Annotated in this window: 27 protein-coding genes; 7 read left to right on the top strand and 20 right to left on the bottom strand. The window is 28.9% G+C overall.

Annotated features, from left to right (window positions below; translation table 11 throughout):
* The 20 genes from E6771_RS07355 to E6771_RS07260 all read right to left on the bottom strand — a co-directional run bounded on the left by E6771_RS07355 (position 1) and on the right by E6771_RS07260 (position 17,923).
* Complete coding sequence (locus tag E6771_RS07355; protein ID WP_316090583.1) at positions 1 to 726, bottom strand: electron transfer flavoprotein; 726 nt, start codon at positions 724 to 726, stop codon at positions 1 to 3.
* Between the two features lie 72 nt (positions 727 to 798).
* On the bottom strand, positions 799 to 1,950 hold the full coding sequence (locus E6771_RS07350) for an acyl-CoA dehydrogenase family protein (RefSeq protein WP_316090582.1): 1,152 nt from the start codon (positions 1,948 to 1,950) through the stop codon (positions 799 to 801).
* Positions 1,951 to 1,988: 38 nt separating this feature from the next.
* On the bottom strand, positions 1,989 to 3,542 hold the full coding sequence (locus E6771_RS07345) for an acyl CoA:acetate/3-ketoacid CoA transferase (protein WP_316090580.1): 1,554 nt from the start codon (positions 3,540 to 3,542) through the stop codon (positions 1,989 to 1,991).
* A gap of 22 nt (positions 3,543 to 3,564) precedes the next feature.
* Positions 3,565 to 4,341, bottom strand: coding sequence for an enoyl-CoA hydratase-related protein (locus E6771_RS07340; RefSeq protein ID WP_316090579.1), 777 nt, complete (start codon positions 4,339 to 4,341; stop codon positions 3,565 to 3,567).
* Between the two features lie 75 nt (positions 4,342 to 4,416).
* Positions 4,417 to 5,739 (bottom strand): SLC13 family permease, encoded by a 1,323-nt coding sequence (locus tag E6771_RS07335; protein ID WP_316090577.1) that lies wholly within the window; start codon positions 5,737 to 5,739, stop codon positions 4,417 to 4,419.
* Between the two features lie 443 nt (positions 5,740 to 6,182).
* Positions 6,183 to 6,506 carry a hypothetical protein gene (locus E6771_RS07330; protein ID WP_316090575.1) on the bottom strand — a complete coding sequence of 108 codons (324 nt, stop codon included), beginning with the start codon at positions 6,504 to 6,506 and terminating at the stop codon, positions 6,183 to 6,185.
* Between the two features lie 82 nt (positions 6,507 to 6,588).
* The gene (gene ispF / locus E6771_RS07325; RefSeq protein WP_316090616.1) at positions 6,589 to 7,062 is read right to left on the bottom strand and encodes a 2-C-methyl-D-erythritol 2,4-cyclodiphosphate synthase; all 474 of its coding nucleotides are present in this window, start codon (positions 7,060 to 7,062) and stop codon (positions 6,589 to 6,591) included.
* A gap of 7 nt (positions 7,063 to 7,069) precedes the next feature.
* Entirely contained in the window at positions 7,070 to 8,068 is a 999-nt protein-coding gene (rfaE1, locus tag E6771_RS07320) for a D-glycero-beta-D-manno-heptose-7-phosphate kinase (protein ID WP_316090574.1), read from the bottom strand.
* A gap of 20 nt (positions 8,069 to 8,088) precedes the next feature.
* Positions 8,089 to 9,780: a secretin N-terminal domain-containing protein gene (locus E6771_RS07315; protein ID WP_316090572.1), complete on the bottom strand. Its 1,692-nt coding sequence runs from the start codon at positions 9,778 to 9,780 to the stop codon at positions 8,089 to 8,091.
* Positions 9,781 to 9,807: 27 nt separating this feature from the next.
* Complete coding sequence (locus E6771_RS07310; RefSeq protein ID WP_316090571.1) at positions 9,808 to 10,617, bottom strand: hypothetical protein; 810 nt, start codon at positions 10,615 to 10,617, stop codon at positions 9,808 to 9,810.
* Positions 10,601 to 11,824: a hypothetical protein gene (locus tag E6771_RS07305; RefSeq protein ID WP_316090569.1), complete on the bottom strand. Its 1,224-nt coding sequence runs from the start codon at positions 11,822 to 11,824 to the stop codon at positions 10,601 to 10,603. The genes E6771_RS07310 and E6771_RS07305 overlap by 17 nt, the downstream gene beginning before the upstream one ends.
* The gene (locus E6771_RS07300) at positions 11,814 to 12,332 is read right to left on the bottom strand and encodes a hypothetical protein (RefSeq protein ID WP_316090568.1); all 519 of its coding nucleotides are present in this window, start codon (positions 12,330 to 12,332) and stop codon (positions 11,814 to 11,816) included. The genes E6771_RS07305 and E6771_RS07300 overlap by 11 nt, the downstream gene beginning before the upstream one ends.
* Positions 12,333 to 12,393: 61 nt before the next feature.
* Entirely contained in the window at positions 12,394 to 12,996 is a 603-nt protein-coding gene (locus E6771_RS07295; protein ID WP_316090567.1) for a prepilin-type N-terminal cleavage/methylation domain-containing protein, read from the bottom strand.
* Positions 12,997 to 13,003: 7 nt separating this feature from the next.
* Complete coding sequence (locus E6771_RS07290; RefSeq protein WP_316090565.1) at positions 13,004 to 13,441, bottom strand: hypothetical protein; 438 nt, start codon at positions 13,439 to 13,441, stop codon at positions 13,004 to 13,006.
* A complete protein-coding gene (locus E6771_RS07285) occupies positions 13,438 to 13,890 on the bottom strand; it encodes a prepilin peptidase (RefSeq protein WP_316090563.1) in 453 nt (150 codons plus the stop codon). The genes E6771_RS07290 and E6771_RS07285 overlap by 4 nt, the downstream gene beginning before the upstream one ends.
* A gap of 12 nt (positions 13,891 to 13,902) precedes the next feature.
* Positions 13,903 to 14,379, bottom strand: a complete 477-nt coding sequence (locus E6771_RS07280) for a type II secretion system protein (protein ID WP_316090562.1) — start codon at positions 14,377 to 14,379, stop codon at positions 13,903 to 13,905.
* Between the two features lie 25 nt (positions 14,380 to 14,404).
* On the bottom strand, positions 14,405 to 15,580 hold the full coding sequence (locus E6771_RS07275; RefSeq protein WP_316090561.1) for a type II secretion system F family protein: 1,176 nt from the start codon (positions 15,578 to 15,580) through the stop codon (positions 14,405 to 14,407).
* A gap of 12 nt (positions 15,581 to 15,592) precedes the next feature.
* Entirely contained in the window at positions 15,593 to 17,188 is a 1,596-nt protein-coding gene (locus E6771_RS07270) for a GspE/PulE family protein (protein ID WP_316090559.1), read from the bottom strand.
* A 4-nt stretch (positions 17,189 to 17,192) separates the two neighbouring features.
* Positions 17,193 to 17,339 carry a hypothetical protein gene (locus E6771_RS07265; RefSeq protein ID WP_316090558.1) on the bottom strand — a complete coding sequence of 49 codons (147 nt, stop codon included), beginning with the start codon at positions 17,337 to 17,339 and terminating at the stop codon, positions 17,193 to 17,195.
* A gap of 32 nt (positions 17,340 to 17,371) precedes the next feature.
* On the bottom strand, positions 17,372 to 17,923 hold the full coding sequence (locus E6771_RS07260; RefSeq protein ID WP_316090557.1) for a hypothetical protein: 552 nt from the start codon (positions 17,921 to 17,923) through the stop codon (positions 17,372 to 17,374).
* Between the two features lie 262 nt (positions 17,924 to 18,185).
* On the opposite strand from E6771_RS07260, the gene E6771_RS07255 reads away from it, so the two are divergent.
* From E6771_RS07255 to E6771_RS07225, 7 genes are all read left to right on the top strand, one after another.
* On the top strand, positions 18,186 to 19,070 hold the full coding sequence (locus E6771_RS07255; RefSeq protein ID WP_316090556.1) for a VIT1/CCC1 transporter family protein: 885 nt from the start codon (positions 18,186 to 18,188) through the stop codon (positions 19,068 to 19,070).
* 344 nt (positions 19,071 to 19,414) lie between these two features.
* Positions 19,415 to 21,025: a nickel ABC transporter substrate-binding protein gene (gene nikA, locus E6771_RS07250; RefSeq protein ID WP_316090554.1), complete on the top strand. Its 1,611-nt coding sequence runs from the start codon at positions 19,415 to 19,417 to the stop codon at positions 21,023 to 21,025.
* Positions 21,026 to 21,095: 70 nt separating this feature from the next.
* Entirely contained in the window at positions 21,096 to 22,037 is a 942-nt protein-coding gene (gene opp1B, locus E6771_RS07245; RefSeq protein ID WP_316090553.1) for a nickel/cobalt ABC transporter permease, read from the top strand.
* On the top strand, positions 22,038 to 22,862 hold the full coding sequence (opp1C, locus tag E6771_RS07240; protein WP_316090552.1) for a nickel/cobalt ABC transporter permease: 825 nt from the start codon (positions 22,038 to 22,040) through the stop codon (positions 22,860 to 22,862).
* Positions 22,859 to 23,701 (top strand): ABC transporter ATP-binding protein, encoded by an 843-nt coding sequence (locus E6771_RS07235; protein WP_316090551.1) that lies wholly within the window; start codon positions 22,859 to 22,861, stop codon positions 23,699 to 23,701. Before opp1C ends, E6771_RS07235 begins: the two co-directional genes overlap by 4 nt.
* Positions 23,685 to 24,524 carry a dipeptide/oligopeptide/nickel ABC transporter ATP-binding protein gene (locus E6771_RS07230; RefSeq protein ID WP_316090550.1) on the top strand — a complete coding sequence of 280 codons (840 nt, stop codon included), beginning with the start codon at positions 23,685 to 23,687 and terminating at the stop codon, positions 24,522 to 24,524. The genes E6771_RS07235 and E6771_RS07230 overlap by 17 nt, the downstream gene beginning before the upstream one ends.
* Positions 24,499 to 25,797 (top strand): MATE family efflux transporter, encoded by a 1,299-nt coding sequence (locus E6771_RS07225; RefSeq protein WP_316090549.1) that lies wholly within the window; start codon positions 24,499 to 24,501, stop codon positions 25,795 to 25,797. Before E6771_RS07230 ends, E6771_RS07225 begins: the two co-directional genes overlap by 26 nt.
* The last annotated feature ends 2 nt before the right edge of the window (positions 25,798 to 25,799 follow it).

The raw sequence follows: 25,799 nt of genomic DNA, 5'->3' as shown, positions 1-25,799 counted from the left end.
TTAGTCAATCAACTTCCATTTTTTCATATAATTTAATAACTCTTCTGTTCCTTTTTCTGCTGTTATATTCTTGTAAATTTCCAATCTCCTATAAATATCCTGATATACAATTTTTTCATCTTCTCTGGAAATAATATTTTCATAATAAATATCTCTTACTGCCTTATCTTTGATTGACATAATACTGCTGATTGAAGGATATTCTGGTTCATATACATTTTGGCTGAATGCAAAAATACCATTCTTTAAAATTTTGATTGTATCTATTGTTTCTTCTCTCTCCCTTTTAGCTAAAAAATGAAAATCTTGATAATCAATTGAAAGCAAATGAGAGTAAATAGGGAGTCCTAATAAAACTCCTAGTCTGCTTGGAAGCTCTTCTCTATCATCATTAACATCTCTGTTTCCCATCAAAATAGCGTCGTATTTTTCTTCTTTTATCTCTCTTGCCAAAGCTTCTGCTATTTCTTCAATATTCTTTTGAGGATAATATACAAAAATACCTCTGTCTCCTCCAAGTCCTAAGGCAGTTCTTAAGCCATACTGGGTTTTTCTATGAGATAAAAATAGGCATACTATCTCTCCCTCAGATTTTTCTTTTATTTTTTTAGCTTGAAACAATGCATATTCATCATAAGGATTTAATATTCTTTTCTCTTTTAAATTTTTCTCTGTTAAAAGTTCATCTGTAGGAAAAGTTTCACGAATCAAAACTAATATTTTCATAACTGATCTCCTGTTTTTATTTTAAAATAAGGGACGCTAGTGGCATCCCTTAATATATTTTATTCTCTATAATTATCTTAAAATTCCTCCTGAGATAACAAGTTTCTGTATCTCATTTGTTCCCTCATAAATTTGAGTAATTTTTGAATCTCTCATCATTCTTTCTACTGGATGATCCATTGTAAATCCTGTTCCTCCCAGTACTTGAACTGCTTCTGTTGTTACTTCCATTGCAGTATTTGTTGCTGTTAATTTAGCTACTGCTGCTGGAATGCTGTATGATTCATGCTGATCCTTTACCCATGCTGCTTTCAATGTTACTGCTTCTGCTGCTTCTATCTTAGCATACATATCTGCCAGTTTAAAAGCAATTACCTGTTGTTTTGCTATTGGTTTTCCAAACTGTACTCTCTCTTTTGAATAATTCAGTGCATATTCATATGCTCCTTTTGCTATTCCAGTAGCATGAGCTGCTACACCTATTCTTCCACTATCTAAAGTTGCCATAGCAATTTTAAATCCACTTCCTTCTTTTCCTAATAAGTTTTCTTTAGGTACTTCTAAATTTTCCATTTCTATGACATTTTGAACTGATGCTCTGATTCCCATTTTCTTTTCTCTCTTTACAAATTTTATTCCTGGGAAATTTTTAGGCTCAACTATAAATGCCGAAATTCCTTTTGTTCCTTGTGATGGATCAGTCATTGCAAATACTATGATAACATCTGCAAATTCTCCATTTGTTGTAAAGCATTTAGTTCCATTCAATATATATTTGTCTCCCTGTAATACTGCTGTACACTGACTTGCTCCAGCGTCGCTTCCTGCACAAGGTTCAGTCAGTCCAAATGCTGCTATATATTCTCCTGAACATAATTTAGGTAAATATTTTTTCTTTTGCTCCTCATTTCCAAAATTATATATTGGTCCACTTCCTAATGAAATATGTACAGAGTAAGAAATTCCTACTGAAGCGTCTACTTTATTTAATTCAAAACCTGCCAGTGCATATTCTACATATCCAAGTCCTGCTCCTCCATATTCTTTTGCATATGGAAGTCCCATAAGACCTAATTTTCCCATTTTCTTTAAAATATCTCTTGTTCCTAAAAAATCTTCATTTAAATCTCTTTCTTTTGCTCCTGGTGCTACTTCTTTTTCTGAAAATTCTCTAACCATTTGACATATTCTTTGCTGTTCTTCTGATAATCTTAAATCATACATATTTTATCCCTCCTGATTTATAATAAGTTATTATGCTTTTATTTAAGTTCCATTATTTCATCTTTAAATATTCTCTCATCCATTAATTTTATTCCCTCTTGAAGTATTTTTGGTTCAAAATCCATATGAGGAAGAATATCTTTTTCATAGCTGATTCCTGGAGCAATTTCTGTAATATATACTCCATCTTCCTTCAATTCAAATACAGCTCTTTCTGTTATATACATCACAGGTTGTTTTATTTTTCTTGCATATATTCCGCTGAATGTTATCTGTTCCACTTCTTTTACAAATTTCTTTGAAGTTCCCTCTTGAACAATAACTAATTTACCATTTTGTACTTCCTGCTTTAACCCTTTTGTAGTGAAGATTCCACAAAAATATACTTTTTTAGCATTTTGACTAATATTTATAAAACCACCACATCCTACAACTCTTCCAGAAAATTTACTTACATTTATATTTCCATTTTCATCTGTCTGAGCAAGTCCTAGAAATGCTTGATCTATTCCACCACCATCATAAAAATCAAATTGATAAGGTTCATCAAGAATACACTCAGGGTTTACTGAACCTCCAAAACGCATTCCTCCCTGAGGAACTCCACCTATTGCTCCTGCTTCAACTGTAAGAGTCATCTTATCTCCTATTCCCTCTTCATTTGCAACACAGGAAATAAATTCAGGAATCCCTATTCCTAGATTTACAACTGAATTTTCTTGTAATTCCATTGCTGCTCTACGAGCAATTATTTTTTTGGCATCCAATTCTACTGGAGGCAAGCTAGAAAGTGGAACTCTTGTAAGACCAGCCATACTAGAATCATATTCACAGCCAAAACATTGTTCATGCTCTTCTGGTTTAGAAACAACAACAGCATCTACATAAATTTTAGGTATTTTAACAAGTTTAGGATTAAGAGAACCAGCTTCAACTATTTTCTCTACTTGAACTATGACTATTCCTCCAGAATTTTTACAAGCTTGAGCAATAGCTGTCATTTCCAGAGTTGCTATCTCTTTATCCATACTGATATTTCCATTTTCATCTGCATAAGTTCCTCTCAGAAAGCATACATCTACTGGAAATGCCTTATATAAAAGTTTTTCCTGTCCCTTTATATTAATAACCTCAACTAAATCTTCTGTAGTTATTTCATTTAATTTTCCCCCTTCAATTCTTGGGTCAACAAATGTATTCAACCCAACATGAGTTATTGTCCCTATCCTTTTTCCAGCTATATCTCTAAATAACTGTGATAAAGTTCCCTGAGGAAAATTGTATGCTTCTATTTCATTCTTCATTGAAAGTTCTCCAAGACCTGGAGTCATATTCCAATGACCGCCAACAACTCTTTTTATCATTCCTTTGTGTGCAAAATGCCCTGCTCCTCTTCCTCCTTTATTTCCTTGAGCAGAAACATAATATAGATTAAGATTATTTGGATGGCCAGTTTCCAAAAATCTTTTTTCCAACGCTTCACTTAAAGTTTCTGGGCAGCAGCTTCCAACAAACCCACTTGTAACTATATTTACTCCATCCTTAACTAAAGCAGCTGCTTCTGATGGCTGTAACACTTTCACTTTTCCCATATATTTCATCTCCCTATTTATATTAGAAATTTTTAAATTCAGCTTTTCTTTTATTTAAGAAAGCTTCCATACCTTCTTTTTGATCTTCAGTTGCAAAGCAAAGACCAAACATATCAGCTTCATACTTATAAGCAGACTCCATATCCATATTCATTCCATTATTGATAGCTGCTTTTGCCAGACTTACCCCAAACATACCTTTTGACATTATTTTTCTTGCCATTTCTTCTGTTGCTGTCATAAGTTCTTCAGGTTTTACAATTTTATTTACAAGCCCTATTTCATATGCTCTCTGTGCATCTATCATATCAGTTGTAAATATAAGCTCTTTAGCTATTCCTTTTCCAACTAACCTTGGAAGTCTTTGAGTTCCTGCAAAACCGGGAAGTATTCCTAAGTTAACTTCTGGTTGCCCAAATTTTGCCTTATCAGAAGCTATTCTTAAATCACATGCCATAGAAAGTTCACATCCTCCTCCTAGTGCATAACCATTCACTGCTGCAATAACTACCTGAGGCATCTGTTCAATTTTTGAGAAAACTTTTTGAGCATTTAAAGCAAGTTCTCTTCCCTCCATGGCATTTAGGTTATGCATTTCTGCAATATCTGCTCCTGCAACGAATGATTTTTCTCCAGAACCTGTAATAACAACAACTTTTATATCTTTTCTTCCTTCAACAGAACTTATTACTTCACCCAATTCATTAACAGTTTGTGAATTCAAAGCATTAAGAGCTTTTGGTCTGTTGATTGTTATAAACATAATTCCATCTTTTTCATTAAATAATACATTTTCCATTTTTAATTCCTCCCTGAATATTTTCCTTAGTTATCGTTTTCTTTAATATTTTATATCATTAAAAATTTACTTACTTTATGGAAGATTTGGGAAAAATGTAAATAAAACAACTGCTACTGCTGTTCCAACCAATGGTGTAAATACTGTAAGCCAAAATACAGGCATATATGCATCTTTATGTGTTTCATTACATAAACTATTAGTTACAGTTACTATATAACCATTATGTGGCAATGAATCTAGTGCTGCTGATGCTATTGACATTGTCCTGTGAAGAGCTGCTGCTGAAATTCCTTTTGCCATAAATGCTGGTCCTAATAATGGTGTTGCTATTCCAAGTCCACCTGATGCCGATCCGCATACCCCTGCAATCACTGTCGTTCCAACAGCTGCTCCAAGAATTTTTGGTCCAGGAAAATTTACCATTGCATTTACTATTTCTGGAAAAGCTGTTGTTGATTTTACAACTGAGCCAAAAGCTACAACTGCACAAGTATTAGTAATTGCAAGTATTGTTGTTCTACAAGTTTCTCCAAGATTATCAAGAACCTTTGAATTGTCCTGATATTTATTTAATAGAATATATGTAAGAAATGTTCCTAAAAACACTCCCACTTCTATTGGTATAATTGTTTTTCCATTTATTTTTATGTTTATTGAAACAATACAGACTAAAAGCGGAATAAGAGCCACCCATCCATTTGGAAGATCTTCCTCTTTATCATCAAATGCATCCATTGGTTTAGCTATGAAATGTTTCCCTTGCTTCTTTTCTTTGTCCACCATTCTGAATAAAAGAAAACTTCCAAGAACCAGCATAACTGCACAAGCTATTACCCCATTTACAAGTCCTGCCATTAAATCTGTTCCTAAGTATTGGCTAGGTATTATATTTTGTATCTGAGGTGTTCCAGGAACAATCATTGCAAATGTACTGCATCCGAAGCAAAGTGCTGCTGGTATAAATCTTCTTGGAATATCAGCTTCTCTAAACACTTCTAAAGCTATTGGAAATACAGCAAAGCTTGCAACAAACATACTAACTCCACCATACAAAAGAATTCCACAAGCTAATGGAATTGATATTAAAGCTTTATCTTTTCCCAAAAACTTTATAATCATTTTAGCTATTGCCTTGGCACCATTTGTAATTTCCATCATTTTTCCCATTGCTGTTCCTGCAAGAAATATGAAGAAATTATTTTTAAAAAAGTCTACAAATCCCCCCATGTAATCAAATTTTAAAGCTGTATAAAGATTCATTCCTCCTGTTATTGCTACTATTGAAGAACACAAGATTGCAATAACAAATATGTTTACTCCTCTCATTACAAGGTAAATCAATAGTGATAACCCCACAATTATCCCTATTAAACTTACAACTACTGGAACTGTCATTAATCTACCACCTCTTCCATTATAATTTTTTCTCTGCTTATATATAAAGCAAATAGTGTGCCAAAAAACCAGCAACCATTTTCAAGAACTTTTTCACCTATTATTTGTCCTGTATTATATTTTTTTGTTTCGAAAAAGATAATTTTTTCTCAAAATCGAGACAAAATAAATTATACTCCAATTTAATATCTTTAAATTATTTTTATTAGAAATACTAAGAATGATTCTTTATTACTTTTAAAATACTGACATAATAAAAAAATTGACCACTCAAGTTAAAAAAATTAACTCAGGCTGTCAATTATTTAGTTTCATATTATTAGAAAACACACAATTTTTACTTTATTCATTTATATTATTTTTTACATTTTGCTTGCTTTATTAATTATACATATTTTCTAATTTTAAAATTTATATTATTTTTTACTCAACTTCCTTTTTTCTTAACAAGGTTCTGCTTTAAATTTTTCTATAACCACACCTTCTCCTACTAGGTTTTTTCCTTCTAAAATAAAAAATTCTGTACCTGGTATTAATTTGCTGTAATCTATAGTATCTATATAAATAGGTTGAACAATTCCAATTAACTCCTTTTCAAAAACAAATTCCTCTCCATCTATGAATTGAACTCCTAAATATTCAGAATCATTTTTTATTACAAAATGAGGTCTATAATTTCCATCTGAAAGAGACACTTTAGTTGTTCTTTTTGCTTCAAAAAATTTTATTTTTATATATATATACATTTTATTTTCTCTATAATTCATATATTTGTCTCCTATAAAAATATGAAGATGACATATAAACAGAATTTTATTCTAACTTTTTAATCACCCTCAACTTAATAATCTATTTTTCCAAAAGCACAACACAGTAAGATTTTACTCCACTTTCATCTCCTGTAAAGCCTAACTTTTCCTCAGTAGTAGCTTTTACACTTACCTGTTCTACATCTATTTCTAATACTTCTGCAATTCTTTTTCTCATAGCTTCTATATATGGTTTTATTTTAGGCTTCTGTAAAACTATTATAGAATCAAGATTAATTATTTTATATCCTCTTTCAGCAACTAACTCTTTTACTCTTTTTAAAAGTATGGTACTGTCTATGTTTTCATATTTCATATCTGTATCTGGAAAATGCCGTCCTATATCTCCCAGAGCCAGTGCTCCAAGCATTGCATCCATTATTGCATGAACCAATACATCTCCATCAGAATGCCCCAATATACCTTTAATATGAGGAACTTCTATTCCACCAAGCACCAGTTTTCTTCCTTCTGTAAGTATATGGACATCATATCCATTTCCAATTCTTATCATTATATCACTATTCCCATCTCTCATAAATTCTGTTATAAAATTCAAGTATTTCATCTTTAGTAACAGTAGATGTTCCCATTTTTCCAACTACTACCCCTGCTGCTGTATTTGCTATTTTTGCAGCTTCATGCCATGAAACACCAGAAGCTCCTGCCAATGTAAATACTGATATTACTGTATCCCCTGCTCCTGTCACGTCATATACTTCTTTTGCAAAAGTTGGTATAGTTACAACCTCATCATTATCTAAGAAAAGGCTCATTCCCTCTTCACTTCTAGTAAGAAGAAGATTATCAAGATGAAGTTTTGCTTTAAGTTCTTTTCCAACAGCTTCCATATCATCTGATCTTTTCAGCCCAAGACATTCTAAAGCTTCTTTTCTGTTAGGAGTTATAGATGTTGCTCCTGTATAGTTTACTGCATTTTTAGGTTTAGGATCTACTGTTACTATTTTTCCTCTCTCTCTGCACATTTTTACTATCTCTTTTGCTACCATTGGAGTAAGAACTCCTTTATCATAGTCTGAAAGTATTACTGCATCCAGTTCATCTATTTTTGACTCTATATTTTTAAGGAGAGCATATTCCAAAAATGTAGATATTGGAGTTATATCTTCCCAGTCTATTCTTAATAACTGCTGATTTCCTCCAATTACTCTTCTTTTTACAATAGTAGTTCTATCCTTACTTCTTATAAGACCAGATACATCTATATGTTTATCTGCAAATGCTCCCATAAGCCTATCTCCATTAGAATCATTTCCAATAACACCAAAACAGATAGTCTGTGCATCTAGAGAAGCTAAATTATTCACAACGTTTGCTGCTCCCCCTAAAACAAATTTTTCCTCCAACACATTTACTACTGGCACAGGTGCTTCTGGAGATATTCTATCTACACTTCCATAAATATAGTCATCCAACATCAAGTCTCCAACTACTCCTATTTTTATATTTTTGAAATTATCCAGTATTTTTTTCAAGTCAAAATTATTCTTTTTCTCCATAAAATTCTCCTTACTTCCTGCTAGAATACAGGGTATATTTTTCTATCTCTTATATCTTTAATTTTTTGATGCAACTCAGTTTTATCAAAACTGTCTCTTTCCCAAGTATCTTTTTCTATATCAACTTTCAATTTTATGTATATATCTGTTATTTCTTTTTTTACAGATTGATTTTTAAAAAAAATATTTATTACAGGAATTGTTCCAAGAAAAGGTACTCTACTGTCTAAATTTTGGACTACTGCCCTTTTAAGTCCACCTATAAAAATTGTTTCACCATCTTTCATTTTTACAGTAGTTTCTATACTTCTTCCTATCTTAGATCCCCCTTCTGAATTATATGTTCCTCCATCAGAAGTCATATTTTCCTGTTCACTTTTCTTTAATCTAAAATTACTTACTTCTATCATTACTTTTAAAAATATTGTTCCATCTTCCTTGATTAGAGGTCTTACTTTGAGTATTATTCCAGCTTCTCTAAATAGAGGTGTATAAGTTGTCTTCTCTGTATTATCATTTTCTTTTTTCTCTTCACCAACTATTACTTCTTCTGTTATTTTAAATTCTCCCTCTTCTCCATCAGCTACAAGTATTGATGGCATGGCACTTATTACCAAGTCCTGAGTAGTCTGTAAAAGGTTTATCCCCAAACCAAGTATATCATTTCCATCATTGAACTGTCTCACTAAATTTATGCCTGAACCAAAGGTTACTCCTGCACCTTCTACTGCTGCTTTTCCTATTAATGAAATATCCAGTCCATTATTTTTTTCTATACTTCCAGTATTATTGTACAACCAGTCAAAGCCTAAATTTTCAAACAGATTATCTGTCACATCTAATATTTGTGAAGTTATTCTTACCTGCTGTATTTCTCTATCCAATTCTTTTACAAGCCTTAAAGCTGATGTTATACTGTCTTTTTTCCCTACTATTATTATCATATTCATTTTTGGGATAGAAGATACTCTTATTCCATCACCAAAAGAACTTTTTAATATACTGCTTATTTCATCTGGTGATATATTTACCAGTTTTATTTTTTCAGTATAAAACTCTTCTCCATTAATAAAAGTTTTTTCCATAATATTATTAATATCTTTTTCTTCTCTTATCTTTTCAGGACTATTTTTATCTCTCTCCATAGAAACAGTAACAGTATTTATGTTTTTATCAATATTTATTATCTGTCCTGATGTAAGAAAACCTTTCTTTTCAAATTTTATCACATATATTCCAGGATTTAAATCATTTATAACAAAATTTCCTCCATATGTTGTGTATACTGGAACTGACGAACTCTTTTGAACAGTTACTTTTACTCCCTCTATACCTTTATCATAACCATCTATGAGAACTTTTCCTCCTAGGGCCATTTCCCCAGATATATTTGAATTTCTTTTAGATAAAACCAGCATTTCATCTAGATTACTTATTTTCAAATTATTAGTTACAGCAATTCCTTCCAATATACTTTCAAAATTTTCTCCTTCAGCAAAAAAAAGGTCTAAAATTATATCTTTTGCTTTATCATCTGCTATTATAGTCATTCTGCTTTCTTTAGATATAACTGCCAATGCATCTGAAAGAGCTATATTTTTTAATTCAAGTTCTTGTTCAAGTTTTATTTTCTTTAAAGAAATCTTTTCTATTTTACCATAAATATTATAACAAATAAAAAAAATTAATAGAAGTATAAGATTTTTTTTCATACTTTCTCCCCATTTATTTTCTAAGTCTTATTTTTCTAAATACAATTCATCATCTTCTATCTTTAATATATATTGCTTATTATCTTTTCTTATTTCCTCTCCATGAGTAAATATTTTTCTTTTTCCACTCTTAAATTTTATAATCATATACACTTTTCCATTTATTTCAACTATATTTTTTTCTGCCATTATTTCTTTTTCATTATAAGCATAAAAAATTTTTTCTTTTTCAGTAATTTTCTCATTTTTTTCTTTAGGTGTATCATTAAGAATATAGCCAGATATCTTCAAATTGATTTTTATTATATTATTTTCATTTTTATAAAACTGAAAAGGAGTATCTGTGAATGATACCAGTTTTTCTGAATTTTCAATTTCTTCAACCCAATTTAAAATATTTTTTTCTTCTCCAGTTATAGAATAGGGAACATATACTCTTCCTTTACTCTCCTTCTCTGTAGTTCCACTTTTTTCTATACTCCCTATAATTTCTGTAGTTATTCTATTTTTCTTTGATTTTTGATATATGTATTCTTCCATTTTTCCAGAATTTTGAAACCCTCTTTCTAAAAGAGTTTTCTCATATATTTCATATTCAGCTTTTTCTTTTTTATTTTCCTCAAATTTTTTTTGATATATTTTTTCTGTTTCTCCTAATTCTTTTTCAGCTTTTTTTACTTTAACTTCTAATGATAATTTTTGCTTTTTTTTATTTTGAATTTCATTATATGGTTCTATTATAAGTTTGTAAGTAAATACCATCCAAAGTCCAATAAAAATAAAAGCTATTCCTTTTTCCTTCCATTCTGTAAACTGAAGATTATTTATTCCCTTCATTTTTTACTCCTATATCCATTTGAAATTCATAACCATATTCCTGCTTTTTTATATAATCATGATTTAAATAAAAAAAATTATTATTTTTCAGAATATTTTTTTCAAATTCATAGATTTCTTTTTCTGCTGCTGCTTTTCCAATTATTTTCAATGTATTTTTTCCATCATATTCTATTCCATCAAAATATATTTGTGATGATTTACATTTTTTTAATTCTTCAAGTATTTCATACATTTTAAATCTTCCAAAATCCATTTTTTTCATTAATTTGCTTTTTTTATCTTTAAAATTTTCAATTTTTTTTATTTCCTGTCTACTTTTTTCTATTCTTTCTTTTATATTCCCTAAATCTATTTCTAAATTTTCTATACTTTCCATTTCATTATTTCTTACACTTGTAAAAAAGAAAAACAAAAAAAATTCTATGATTAAAGCCATTGCTAAAATGGTTAACCCATATTTTATATATTTTCTCTGTTCCATTCTCTTTTTATATTCTAATGGAATAAAATCAAAACTTTTATTAAAAGTTATTTCATAATTTTTCCAGTTTTCTACCACTGTTTCTTTTCTATAAAGTTCACTTTTTTCTATAAAATTTTCTAATTCTCTATCTTTTTCATAAATAGTTATTTTTTCTATATTATCAAAATTTTCTTCTTCAATAGAAAAAGTTATTCTTTCTAATAGTTCATCAAACTCTTCTTGAGAATAAAGTGCCTCATCTTTTTCTATATCTATAGTCACTATGTCTTTTAATTTATTATCTTTAAAGGCTACAGCTGAAGTTCTGCTTATTCCCATATCCAGGAAAATCTCATTTTTTTTCTCTTCATCTGAAAGATACTTTAAAAGAAAAACTGGTATTATTCCTTTAAGTTCTATATTTTTTTCTCTTACTCTATCTGCTATCTCATATATCTTTTCTCTTCTGATAAGTATTATAAGAATTTCTTCTGTTCCATCTTTCTTTTCCAAAAAAATTTCTTTTTCTACATAATCTACTGCCTCATAATTTATTATTCTATTCTCTAACTGTTCTTCTATTTCATACTCTCGTTCTCGCTCATCTAAGTCCTCTTCTAATATGATTTTAATTATTTCAAAATATTCACTTTCAAGTACTAAAATTCCCCTCTTTATATTTTTTATATCCTCTAAGGAAAAAAAGATATCCTTTTCTCTTTTAAAAAAATTATTGAACATTTTCTGATATCACAAACTCCTTTACATACTCTGCATCTGCTCTATTTATATCACTATTTCCAAATTCATATTCTATATTTATTACAGCAGTAAATACTATTTCCATATCAAGTTCATCAGATTTTATCTTTTTTTCCATTCTTGCTGTGAATTTTCTTTTCTCTACAAAGTGACTTTGCAGTTTATTCAATATTCTCTCATATATTCCAGTTGTATTTTTAGGATAAATTTCTTCAGAATCGTTGTATACAAATTTCTTTAAAGTATATCCTCCATAGCTTGGTTGAAGTGCTTCATCTTTTCTTTTCATCCATACCTTTTTTTTATCATTATTTTTAGCAAAAAAATCTATACTGCTTTCATACTTATCTTCCTTTATATATTTATCTATTTTATATAGTTCATGATAAGCTAAAGTATCTAAAATCTCTTTTTTCTCCTTAATTTTTAAACCATTAAGTCTGCTTATTAATTTTTTTCCTCTAGTGTAAGTCATTCTGTATCCCACAAGAAAACTCCCCATTATAAAGGTTATTAAAAAGATTGTTATTAAAATTAAAAAAGCTTTTTTATTCATATTTTTTTCCTATAAGTTCATAACCTTTCAATGTTTTTTTTATTTTTTCTTTACTACCTCTTATTTGTAAATTTATTACTATCCCTTTTTTATCTCTCTCAAAATATCCATCTACTTCTTCCAATATATCTTCTGTATCTTCTACAAAAATATTTCCATTAAATAAACTGCATCTTATAATTTGCAAACTTCCAGTATAAAATCTATAAATAATATATTTAGAAGAAACTTTATTATCTTTGACAAATGGTATCTCTAAAAACAGCATATTCCCTTTTTCCATTTTTTCTCTGAAAAATTCTTCTCTCAATGGGTTTCTGATATAACCTAAATTTTCAAATATTTCCTTTCCATTATTCAAATACTCTTTTCCAATATATTCTTTATTGCCAAAGCAACTTTCTTTTATATCCTTTTCAATAATTTCTATTATTCTTGAACTGTTTCTTGCAGCATTTCTTTCACTTACAAAAAAATTTTCTGTTTTATAAATAATTTTCGTAACAGGGAAAGAAAGAAGCAGAAATATTCCCATTATCCCCATAGAAATCATTGTTTCCAAAAGAGTAACTCCTCTTATTTTTTTATTATACATTTTTCTCCTAATAATATTCATCATATTCCGATATTAATTTCTCTTTTTTAAATATCCTATTTTTACTGTGAAACTCCACTTTCAAAACCACAAAATTATTCTGCTCAATTTCATCACTAAATATTGTTTTATTTATAAAAAGTAATATTTTTTCATCTTTATTATTTTCATATAAAAATTTTATATCTCCAAAAATATAATTTATATTTTGATTTTTTCCAATTGTATATTCATAGTTTCCTAAATTTGAAGATAAAAATTTATACCCCTTTGATACTATATTTTTTTCTAATAAATGGAAGTTTTTCTCACTTTGCTCTATCTCCATATACTTTCTGTTTATCTTTAACATTTCTCTATTAAGTTCCATAATAGGAAATATAGTTATTAAAAACAAGCTCATAGACACAATTACCTCTATAAAAGAAAAAGCTCTATTTTTCATATTTTCTCCATAAATAAAATACAGTAAAAAGAAAAAAGCAGAAAAGGGGAAAAAGCAATTTCTCCTCTTGCGTTTTTTTTCTTTACAATATATATTACTCCAAAAATAGCAGCTATGATAAAAGTTTCAAGATAGTAAATATAAACTGTATAGAAATTACTATAACCAAGAACGTACCCAATTCCTGCTACAAGTTTTATATCTCCAAATCCCATAATCTCTTTTTTTAAAATATCTGACCCATATCCATAAAAAAAGAGCAGAGGAAGAGTGTAAACTCCTGCTCCTAATATTCCCTTTTCTATTTCATATATATCAATCCCTTTATAACAAACAGCAATTATAAAAAATATTATATTAATACTATTAGGAATATATAATTTTTTTATATCTATTACAAATATTATAAAAGAAACAATAAGGAGAAGAATTAAAAGTAAATTTCCCATATTTTTCTCCTTCTAATATTCTATCCATTTATTTCCCTGTACATCATATATTTGATCTTCTGTAGGGGCAAACCAGATATATACTCCATCTCCTCTTTTAGCAATCTCATCATGTTGCGGACTTTTAAAAGTAAATTTCATCTCCCCTCCAAAAGTTATTTTTGTATCCTTATCTTTTCTGCTCCCTCCAATCTGTATTTTTCCATCTTTTATTACAGCTTCTGCTTTAGGATCCAAATAAGGCAATATATTTTCTATTGCTTTTTTATCATCAGCTTCACTAGGTTCTCCCACTGTAGTTGGAGCTTCTCCTTTTTCTATATAATACAGTTCTGCTGCTGTTCTCATAGCTCCCAAATATGACACAGCTTTTGTATCCCTTCCTTTTGCCAATTGAACTCTTACTTTAGGTGTCACCAAGCTTGATAATATTCCAACTAATGCCACAGCTATTATCAGCTCAATCAGTGTAAATCCTCCATTTTTCATTTGCTCTCCTCCAAGTTTTTATATTTTATTTAATTACATCTGACAAATTGAATATAGGAAGATAAATAGCTATAATAACAGTTCCCATTATCATTCCTAATATGATTATCATAACTGGTTCTATTAAAATCAATATTTTTCCTATATAGTTTTCTAATTCTTCTTGAGATAACTGAGATATTTTGTGAAACATATTTACTAATTCTCCACTTTCTTCTCCTATTATTACCATCTTTTGATATTTATCTGAGTATATTTCCAGCTGTTTAAGGGCTTCTGCTATCCCTTTACCTGAAATAATACTGTATTTCATATCCTCTATATCTTTTTTTACAAGAGAATTATCAAAACTTTCCTCCATAAGTTCAAGTATTTCTGTTATTAACATTCCAGATTCCATCATCAATGCCATATTCTTAGAAAATCTTATTATTATATTCTTTATCATAACATTGCTGTATACTGGTATTTTCATCATAAATTTATCATATTTATTTCTCATCTTACTTTTTATTTTCTTTTTTATAAAAATTATTATTATGCATATACATATAAATAAAAGAGCTATATAATAAATATTTTTACTTGTACTCATCAAAATTTGAGTAATGAAAGGAAGCTCTGTTCCACTTTCATTAAACATCTCCACAAAATTAGGAAGTACATAAAGGATTAAAAATATTATCACTACTATGGAAAAAACTATTACTATACAAGGATAAAAAAGAGCTTCCATTATCTTTTTTCTTATTTTATTTTCTAGCTCCAGATTTATTGATATTCTCTCTAAATTTTCAGTAATTTTTCCTGATATTTCTCCTAGATACAATAAATCTACATAAAAATTTCCAAAGATATTTTTATATACTCTAAAAGCTTCTCCTATGGAACTTCCATTTAATATATCTTTTTTTATGTTAAATATTATTTCTCCAAATGCACTGTTTTCATATTGTTCTCCTAAAATTTTCAAGGCTTCTATTATACTTATTCTGCTTTCCAGCATTATTTTCAGCTCTCTAGTAAAAGATAATATCTCTCCCTGGTATATCTTTTTATTTTTCTTCAAAATTTCAAATTGAATCAATATCATTCTTTTGCTTTTTAAAAATTTTCTGAATTCTTTTTCATTTAAAAATTCTTTTTTTCCTCTGCATTTTCTTCCTTTAATATCATAAGCTATATATTTATATTGCGGCATTTTTTACCTCTTTTAGCATTGTCTTAATATTTCATCTAAAGATGTTATTCCCATTCCTGCTTTCTCTATTCCATTTTCTGCCAGTTTTTTCATTCCATTACTTAATGCTTCTCTTTCTATTTCCTGATATGAACTGCTTTTTTCTATCATCTCTTTTATTTTTTCATTAAGTTCAAATATTTCAAAAACTGCTGTTCTTCCTCTATATCCTGTATAGTTACACTTTTCACAACCTTTGCTTAAATAAAATATATTCTCTTGATATTTTTCATATTCATAACCTAAAAGTTGTATTTTAGCTTTCCACTTTTCATCTTTTTCCTGACAATTGGGACACAGCTTCCGTACTAATCTTTGAGACAATATAGTTATAAGAGAGGCTGATACCATATATGGTTCTACTCCAATATTTAAAAGTCTGTTTATTCCTCCTACAGAATCATTTGTATGAATAGTTGAAAGTACAAGATGCCCTGTAATGGCAGCTTTTACTGCTATTTCTGCAGTTTCATGATCTCTTATTTCTCCTACCATTAAAATATCTGGATCCTGTCTGAGGTATGCTCTTAATACTGAAGCAAAATTTCTTCCAATATCATTTTTACACTGTACCTGGTTTATTCCATCTATCTCATATTCCACAGGATCTTCAACTGTAGATATATTAACTTTTCCTGTATTAAGTTTCTTTAACAAAGCATAAAGAGTGCTGCTTTTCCCAGAGCCAGTAGGACCACTAACTAAAAATATCCCATTTTTTCTATTTAATTGAAGTAACAATCTATCATAATCAGACTTTAACATCCCTATTTTTTCTATCTCAAATTCTATTATCTCTCTGTTCAGTATTCTTATTACAGCTTTTTCTCCATTTATTACAGGCATTATAGATACTCTGAAATCTATCTTTTTTCCTCTTATCTCTAAATCAAATCTTCCATCTTGAGGCATTCTTCTCTCAGTAATATCTAAGCTTGATATTATTTTTAATCTCGAAATCATGGGAGATAGTAATTCCAGAGATATTTTTTCTGTTTCAGTCAGTATTCCATCTATCCTATATCTTATTCTTATATAATCTTTACTCGGTTCCATGTGGATATCGCTCGCTTCTCTTTCTACTCCATGAATTATTATTGCACTGAGCCCTTTTACTACTATTGGGCTTTCTATTGAAAGTGATTTATATATATCCTCACTTTCATTCTTTTCATTTTTATTTTCTTTTTTCTGAAGTTCTTTAAATATATTTTCTATTTCTTCAACATTTCTATATTTTTGTATATTTTTAAATTTTTCTATCCCAATTAAAAAACTTCTTTTATCACAAAATAATGATATTACTTTTAACTTAAATTTAATATATAAAATATCTAGGATATCTTTTTTTAAACTATCAAAAACTACTAATATTATCTTTTCTTTGTCTGCATAGCAAGGAAAAAAACTATTTTTTATTAAATCTTTTTCTAAAAAATACTGAACTGCCTTATTTTTAAAAAGTTTTTCATCTAAAATATATCTTTCTTTTCTTAAATCTCTTTCTTTTAAAATTTCTAAAAAAATTTGATTGTTATCAAATTTTATATTTTTAACTATATTCTTCACTTCATCACATCTCTCTCAATACTTTAAAATTTTTAGATTCCCTCTTATTTGACATTTGTACATAGCTGATATATTCACTGCTTCCTATTCTTACCTTTACTTTTATCAACTCTGTTTCTTTTTCTTCTCCATGCATTAAAATAATTTCCAAAAAAAATATTAATATAAATATTAACTTCATCTCTACTCCTTTTTCCATCCATCTTCTTCATAAGCAAATTTTTCATGATAAGATACTATATTTTTATAATTAGCTTTTTTATTTTTAATATTTCTATATATGTTTATTTTCATAAATTTCACTATATCAAATCCATAAAAAGATATTCGATATTTAGCTGTATCATCATATCCAAAAATATATATGCTAAAAGAGGGTGTTATATTTCCATTTTTCGTCATTTTTACTTCAAATTTTTCTACATTTTTTTTATTATATACAGTTGCATACTTTAAAGAGAGAGGTAATTTTATATTCTCTTTTTCTCTCACTATATTTTCATATACTATTATTTTTTTCAGAAGGTAATCAATTTTTATATTATATGATTTTTCATTGTCAAAAGCCTCTACAGAATAATCAGTAAAAATATTGACTATTTTTTGTTTCGCTTCCTCTACTTCTCTTTTTTCTTTTAAATTTCTATAATATATCATTCCTACATACATAAAACTTAATATTACAAGTGTTGAAACAACTATATTTAAATATGTATATCCTTTATTTTTAATCATTTTTTTCTTCCTTATTTATAACATTAATAATAAAATACTTTGTATAAATAAAATTTACGCTTTACTGTATACCATTATTTTATCTATTTTCCTCTATTTTTCTAAAAAATTTTATCTAAAATCAATAATATTAATTTTACTTATCCTACAATATAAAAAAATAATTCTTTTTTATAAAAATTGTATTTTGATATAAATATGTATATAATCTTAGTATAAGGTTAACTATGGTTTTATATTTTATAAATAGAGGTGAATGAAAATGGAAGAAAGAATATTGAGCCAAAAAGCATTGGATATATTACTTAAAAGTCAAGCAGATGAAGAAACTGACAGTTTAATTTATGATTTTATGTCAAAAAAAGAAAAAGATCCAAAAAATAAAAAAATTCTAGAAAAAATGGCAAGTGATGAAAAGGATCATGCTGAAATGTGGAAAAGTTTCACTAAAAAAAATGTGAAACCCAATCATAAACTTATATATTGGTATAAATTTCTTACAGTAATTATGGGATTCACATTTGTATTAAAACTTATTCAAAGTGATGAAACTAGTGCCAGTTCCAAATATGCAGATATAATAAATGAAGTTCCTGAAGCTAAAAAAGCTTCTGAAGATGAATTGAGACATGAACATGAACTTATTGAAATGCTTGATGAAGAAAGACTTCAATATGTTGGTGCTATGGTACTTGGATTAAATGATGCCCTTGTAGAGCTTACAGGAACCATTGCTGGACTTTCATTTGCTCTCATGAATACCCGAATTGTTGCTCTTTCTGGTATCATTACTGGAATATCTGCAACTCTTTCTATGGCTGCTTCAAACTATCTTGCTGAAAGGGCTGAAAATAATCCAAATGCAATGAAATCAAGTATTTATACAGGAGTAGCTTATCTTATTACTGTTGCTCTTCTTGTTCTTCCATATCTTATATTTCCAGAGGATATGTGGCTTGGTGCTTTGATTACAATGCTTGCTACTGTTATCTTTATTATTCTTTTCTTTAATTATTATATTTCAGTAGCTAAAGATCTGCCATTTATGAAAAGATTTTTAGAGATGGCAGGAATCAGTCTTTCTGTGGCTGCTATATCTTTTTTAATAGGTATATTGGTAAAAAAATTCTTAGGAATAGATCTTTAATTTTAAAAAATTAATTTAAATATAAAAATATTTGATATCAAATAAAAGAAAAAAATATTAAGAAAATTATGAAATGTATTTCATTTTTCAACTTAATATCTTTTTTCTTTTTTTAGTTTCTCCTATTCAAATTTATTTTTAATTAATCTATTTTTAAGTTTTATATCATTACTAAAAAAATCTAATATAAATATTTTATAAAAAGCTTTATTTCTGAAAAAATAAGTTATAAAATTTATTGTATTTAAAAATATTTCTATATTCAAATTATTTTTTATTGAAAATAATCCAATTTGATGATATCATAGACAATATTAATGTCATCAAAGGAGGAATTAGATTTTATGAAAAAAGGAATTTTTAAACTTATTCTTGGAATAACTGTAATTTCCAGCTTATTAAGCGGATGTGGTTCTGATAAAGATACCCCTGCAGCTGCTAAAAATACTACTACAGAACCTGCAAAAAAAGAGGAACTGACATTTGTAAACTATCGTGATATCCGTGATCTAAACCCTCATCTTTATGCTGGTGAGATGTATGCTCAAGAAATGCTCTATGAAACTCTTGTAAATATTACAGAAAAAGGATATGAACCTTGTCTTGCTGAAAGTTGGACTATCAGTGAAGATGGAAAAACATATACATTCAATATTAGAAAAGGAGTTACATTTTCTGATGGAACTGTATGTGATGCAAAAGCTATAAAAGCTAACTTTGATGCAATCATTGAAAACAAAAGCAGACATACTTGGCTTGAAATGATGCAGCTTTTAGAAAGTGTAGATCTTATAGATGATTATACTCTACAAATAAAAATGAGCAAACCTTACTACCCTATGCTTACAGAACTTGGGGTTACAAGACCTTTTGCTATGATATCTCCAAACTCTATGAAAGATGGTTCTACAAAAAATGGTGTAAATTCATATATTGGAACTGGACCATATATTTTAAAGGATTTTGTTACTGATGAATATGCAGTATTTGAAGCAAATGAAAATTATTGGGGAAAAGTTCCTGAAATCAAAAAAATTATTGTTAAAGTTATCCCAGACAATCAAACTCGTATTCTTGCTTTGGAAAAAGGGGAAATTGATCTTATATTTGGTAAAAATATGATAGATGCTGATGCTATAAATAAATATAAAAACAGTGAAAAATTTAATATTGCTCTTTCAGAGCCAACTTCTACAAGACAGATTGTATTAAACACTTCAAATGGAATTTTAAAAGATAAAAGTGTTAGACATGCTCTTCAATATGCTACTAACAAACAAGCAATTTCTGATGGTGTTTTCTATGGACTTGAAAAACCTGCTGATACACTTTTCTCTAAAACTATTCCATATAGTAATATAGATTTAAAGCCTTATGAATTCAATATGGAAAAAGCTGCTGAAACTTTAGATCAAGCCGGATGGCTTAAAAATGATAAAGGTATTCGTGAAAAAGATGGTAAAAAATTACAGCTTTCTCTTCTTTACAACAGTGACAGTGTAACTGAAAAAATAATTTCGGAATATTTACAATCTGAATACAAAAAAATAGGTATAGAAATATCTATTGCTGGAGAAGAGGAGCAATCTTATCGTGATAAAATGAAAACTGGTAATTTTGATATGGTATTTAATATCTGCTGGGGTACACCATATGATCCTCAATCTTCTCTTGCTGCTATGCGTCAACCAGTTTATGGTGACTATGCAGCTCAATTAGGGTTAGAAGATAAAAAAGAAATTGATGAAGCTATAACAAAAATTCTTGTATCTACTGATGAAAAAGAAAGACAAGGTTTATATACTTTTGTTCTTACAAGACTTCATGAAGATGCAGTATATATTCCACTTACTTACGAATGTAATAAAGCTATATACAACTCTAATCTAAAAGGTGTAAAATTCACACAGACTCAATATGAAGTACCTTTTGCAGATATGTATTTTGAAAAATAAATTTTAGTGCTGAAAAGAGGAAAATAATTGTCCTCTTTTCAGCTTTTAGTCTTTTTTAGGAGGAAACATCTTGAAGAACTATATATTAAAACGTATTCTTATGAGTATCCCTCTTCTTTTGTGTATATCTTTTGTCTGTTTTGTTTTTATCAATCTCATACCTTCAGATCCTGCTGAAGTAGCTCTGAGGGTAAGACAGACTCCTATAATTACAGAAGAAGCTATAATGCAGGTAAGAGAAGAGTTAGGACTCAATGACCCTTTTCTTTTAAGATATATTAAATGGTTTATTCAATGTTTAAAACTTGATTTTGGAGTAAGCTACACAAACCCAGCACGTACTGTTCTTGGAGAAATAGGAAGATGCCTACCAGCCACTCTAAAACTTGCTGGAATGTCTCTGCTTTTTGTGGTAACTCTTAGTCTGCCAATAGGATTTTTTTGTGCAGTATATAAAGATTCGCTTTTTGATCGTATTACAAGAGGAATAATTTTCATGACTACTGCTATGCCTGCTTACTGGATAGGATTACTTTTAATATGGTTGATCAGTATCAAACTTGATCTGCTTCCTACAAGCGGAGGAGGGGGACTAAAATATCTTATCCTGCCTTCTTTCACTGTTTCTCTTACATATATTTCTACTTACATAAGACTTATCAGAAATAATATGCTTGAAAATATGAAGGAAGATTATGTTCTTTATGCAAATGTAAGAGGTTTAAAACAAAAAGATATTCTTAGAAAACATATACTAAAAAATTCTCTTCATACATGTATAGTAGCTATTGGTATGAGTATTCCTCAGCTTATAGCTGGAACTATTGTTGTAGAAAATGTATTTGCATGGCCTGGTATTGGAAAATTATGTATAGCCTCTATTTTTAACAGAGATTACCCTGTAATACAAGCTTATGTACTTATGGTAGGAACACTCTTTGTAGTTTTCAACCTCATATTTGATATAATTCAATATGTATCTGACCCTAGACTTAGAAAGGAAGTGTGTTAAATGTTCAAAAAACTTTTAAAAAATAAAACTGCTGTCTTTTGTATGGCACTTATATTACTTCTTTCTATCATGGGAATTTTTGCTCCATTGTTTGCCCCTAATGACCCCTATGAAAATGATATTATGAATAAATTTGCATCTTATTCACTACAATATCCATTGGGAACAGACCAGCTTGGAAGATGTGTATTTTCAAGAATGATCTATGGAATAAGACCTACTCTTTTTCTATCTCTTGTAACTATGTTGGGAACTATTGGACTTGGAACCCTTATGGGACTTTTAGCTGGATATTTCAAAGGAACTACTGATGAAATTATAATGAGAATAGTAGATATGATGCTTTCTTTTCCAAGTCAGATTATGATACTTGCTGTTGTTGCTCTCTTAGGGGTAGATATAAGAAATGTCATCATTGCAAATATATTTATCAAATGGGCATGGTATGCACGTATGATAAGAACAAATGTTGTAAAATATACAGATAAAAATTTTGTTTTATTCTCAAGATGTATTGGCTCTGGAGAAAAATTTATTCTGATAAGACATATGATTCCATGTATAGCCTCAGAAATGGCTGTATTGGCTACTCTTGATATAGGATGGGCTGTTCTTAATATTTCTACATTATCATTTCTAGGTCTTGGTGTACAAGCTCCTGTTCCTGAATGGGGAGCTATGCTCAATGAAGCTAAAAATGTAATGACAACTAACCCTGTACAAATGATAGCTCCTGGTATTGCTGTAGTTATTCTTGTGGCTTCTTTCAATCTTCTTGGAGATTGCCTTAGAGATGCTTTTGACCCTAAGGAGGCACAGATATGAAAACATTACTTAAAGTTGAAAATCTTTCTGTTGAAGCCAAGTCTAAAAAATCTTCTATAAAACTTGTAGATAATATTTCTTTTTCTTTAAAAGAAGGAGAATGCCTTGGAATTCTTGGAGAGTCTGGAAGTGGTAAAAGTATGACCTGTAAAGCTATAATGGGACTTCTTGATAAAAATTTTCAAATTAAGGGGTCAGCTATTTATGAAAATAGTGATCTTCTTCAAAAAAACAATGAAAATATGAGAAAATTAAGAGGAAAAGAAATAGCAATGGTTTTACAGAATCCTATGACTTGTTTTGATCCCTTATATTCTATTGGTTACCAGATGGCTGAAACATTTATTGAGCATCTTAACCTCAATCAAGAAGAGATAAAAAGAAAATCTATTGAGATACTGGAACTTATGCAGTTAAAAAATGCAGAAGATATTCTCCATAAATACCCACATCAACTAAGTGGAGGTATGCTTCAAAGAATTATGATAGGTTTAGCTCTAGCTATGGAACCAAAACTTCTCATAGCAGATGAACCAACAACTGCTATAGATGCTGTTACTCAATATGAAATAATGAAGGAATTTATAAAAATAAAAGAAAAATATAAAGTAGCCATAATCTTTATTTCCCATGATTTAAGTGTCATTTCAAAAATTGCTGATAATGTTATTGTCATGAGCAATGGAAAAGCTGTGGCTCAAGGAGACAAAAATTATATCTTTTCTTCTGAAAAAGAAGAATATACAAAAATGCTTATAGAAAAGAAAATGGCAGTTATGAACAGATATAAAGAAATACTCCATAATGGAAGGAGGAGAGCATATGCTGCTGGAAGCTAAAAATATATTTGTCAGTTTTAAAAAAGAAAATCAAACTTCTTTTTTTGGAAAAGAGAGACAAGAAGTAGTAAAAGATGTTTCAATTTCTCTAAAAAAAGGAGAATGTTTAGGCATAATAGGAGAAAGTGGAAGTGGTAAAAGTACTTTTGGAAAAGTATTAATAGGTCTTTTAACTCCTGATAAAGGAGATGTTTTTATTAATGGAATAACTCTCTATGGTAAATCTTCTAGAGAGGAAAAAAGAAAAGTGAAACAATCTGTCAGTGTTGTATTCCAAGATTATACTTCATCTGCAAATCCTAGATTTCGTGTAAAAGATATTATTGGTGAATCCTTAAGAGTTATAGAAAAAAGAGAAAATATAAGAATAGATAAAGAAAAAAGAACAGAAGAATTGTTAAAGTTAGTTGGACTCAATAAAAATTTTATGGACAGATATCCCCATGAATTAAGTGGAGGGCAGCTGCAAAGAGTATGTATAGCCAGAGCTGTTGCTACAAATCCTGAAATTATCCTTCTTGATGAAGCTATAAGTTCTTTGGATGCTTCTACTCAGACACAAGTAATGGATCTTTTAAAACAGCTTCAAAGTGAATTTGGATTTTCATATATTTTTATAACTCATGATCTTCCATCAGTAACATATATGTGTGATAGAGTAATCTTTTTCTATGATGGAAAAATAGTGGAACAAGTTGATGATATCTACATGCTGTCAGAAGTAAAAAGTTCTTATGCTGCAAAACTTTTACATTCTATTTTAGAAATTGATATAGAAAATGAGGAGCAGAAAGTTTATGCAAAACAACAATCTTACTCATAAAACTTATCTCAGTATAATGATTCCATTTATGCTTTCAACTGTTACTCAACCTTTACTAGGGGCAGCCGATATAGCAGTAGTTGGCAGACTTGGAGATGAAAAATATATAGCTGGAATATCTATTGGAACCCTTATCTTTAATACTATTTACTGGATATTTGGTTTTTTAAGAGTAAGTACTACTGGTTTCAGTGCCCAAAGTATAAAAAATAACAATATACAAAAAACTTCTGATACTTTTTTCAGACCTTTTTTTATAGCAGCTTTTATAAGTATAATTTTTATAATATTTCAAAATACAATTTTTAATTTTTCTATGGAACTTATAGTTCCTGATATAGAAATAAAAAAAGCTGCAAGTGAATACTTTTTCATCCTCATATGGGGAGCCCCTTTTGTCTTAATTAATTATGTTATTCTTGGATGGCTTATGGGACAGGGAAATATAAAGGGATCTCTTACTATGCAGATTAGCAGCAATCTTCTAAATATAATTCTTGATATAATATTTGTTGTATTCTTCAAGCAAAAAATAGCTGGAGTTGCATATGCTACTCTCATATCTCAAATAATTTCTACTTTTATTGGAATATACTATCTTCTTCCTTATGGATATGTAAAAAATCTTTGTTTAAAAAATATCTTCAATAAAAATGAAATATTTTCTATAATGAGTGTAAATAAAGATCTTATGTTGAGAACCATTTGTCTGGTTATTCATAATAATCTTTTTACAGCTGCAAGTTCCTCTCTGGGAATTACTATTCTCTCTGCTAATGCTGTTCTTTTCCAGATACTTTCAATAATTTCGTACCTTTTTGATGGAATAGCAAATACTTCCAGTGTCTTTGCTGGAAGAGCAGCAGGAGAAAAAAATAATATACTTATGAAAAATACATGGACAAAAACTTTTTTTTGGGGAATAATACTAGTAATATTTATTACCTCAATATTTCTTGTGTCATATCCAAAATTGATAAGAGTATTTACCGATATTTCCACTGTAGTTTATACAGCTGAGAGATATGCTTACTGGATAAGTCTTTATCCAATTTTAGCTTTTGTTGGCTTGACTTTCTATGGAATTTTTACAGGTTCATCTATTACTTCGCCAATTCTTTATTCAACTGTTGGAGCATTGGGCGGATTTTTACTATCTTGGAAATATGTGATTCCTATCTTGAATAACGATGGTATCTGGATATCTTTACTTCTATTTTATTTTCTAAGAAGTATATTACTAGTACCATTTCTTAAAAAAACTTTAAATTAAAA

It is taken from the genome of Fusobacterium sp. (assembly GCF_032477075.1).
Lineage (GTDB): Bacteria > Fusobacteriota > Fusobacteriia > Fusobacteriales > Fusobacteriaceae > Fusobacterium_A.
Note: the sequence above shows the minus strand (reverse complement) of the source record. Positions and strands in the feature narration are given on the sequence as shown.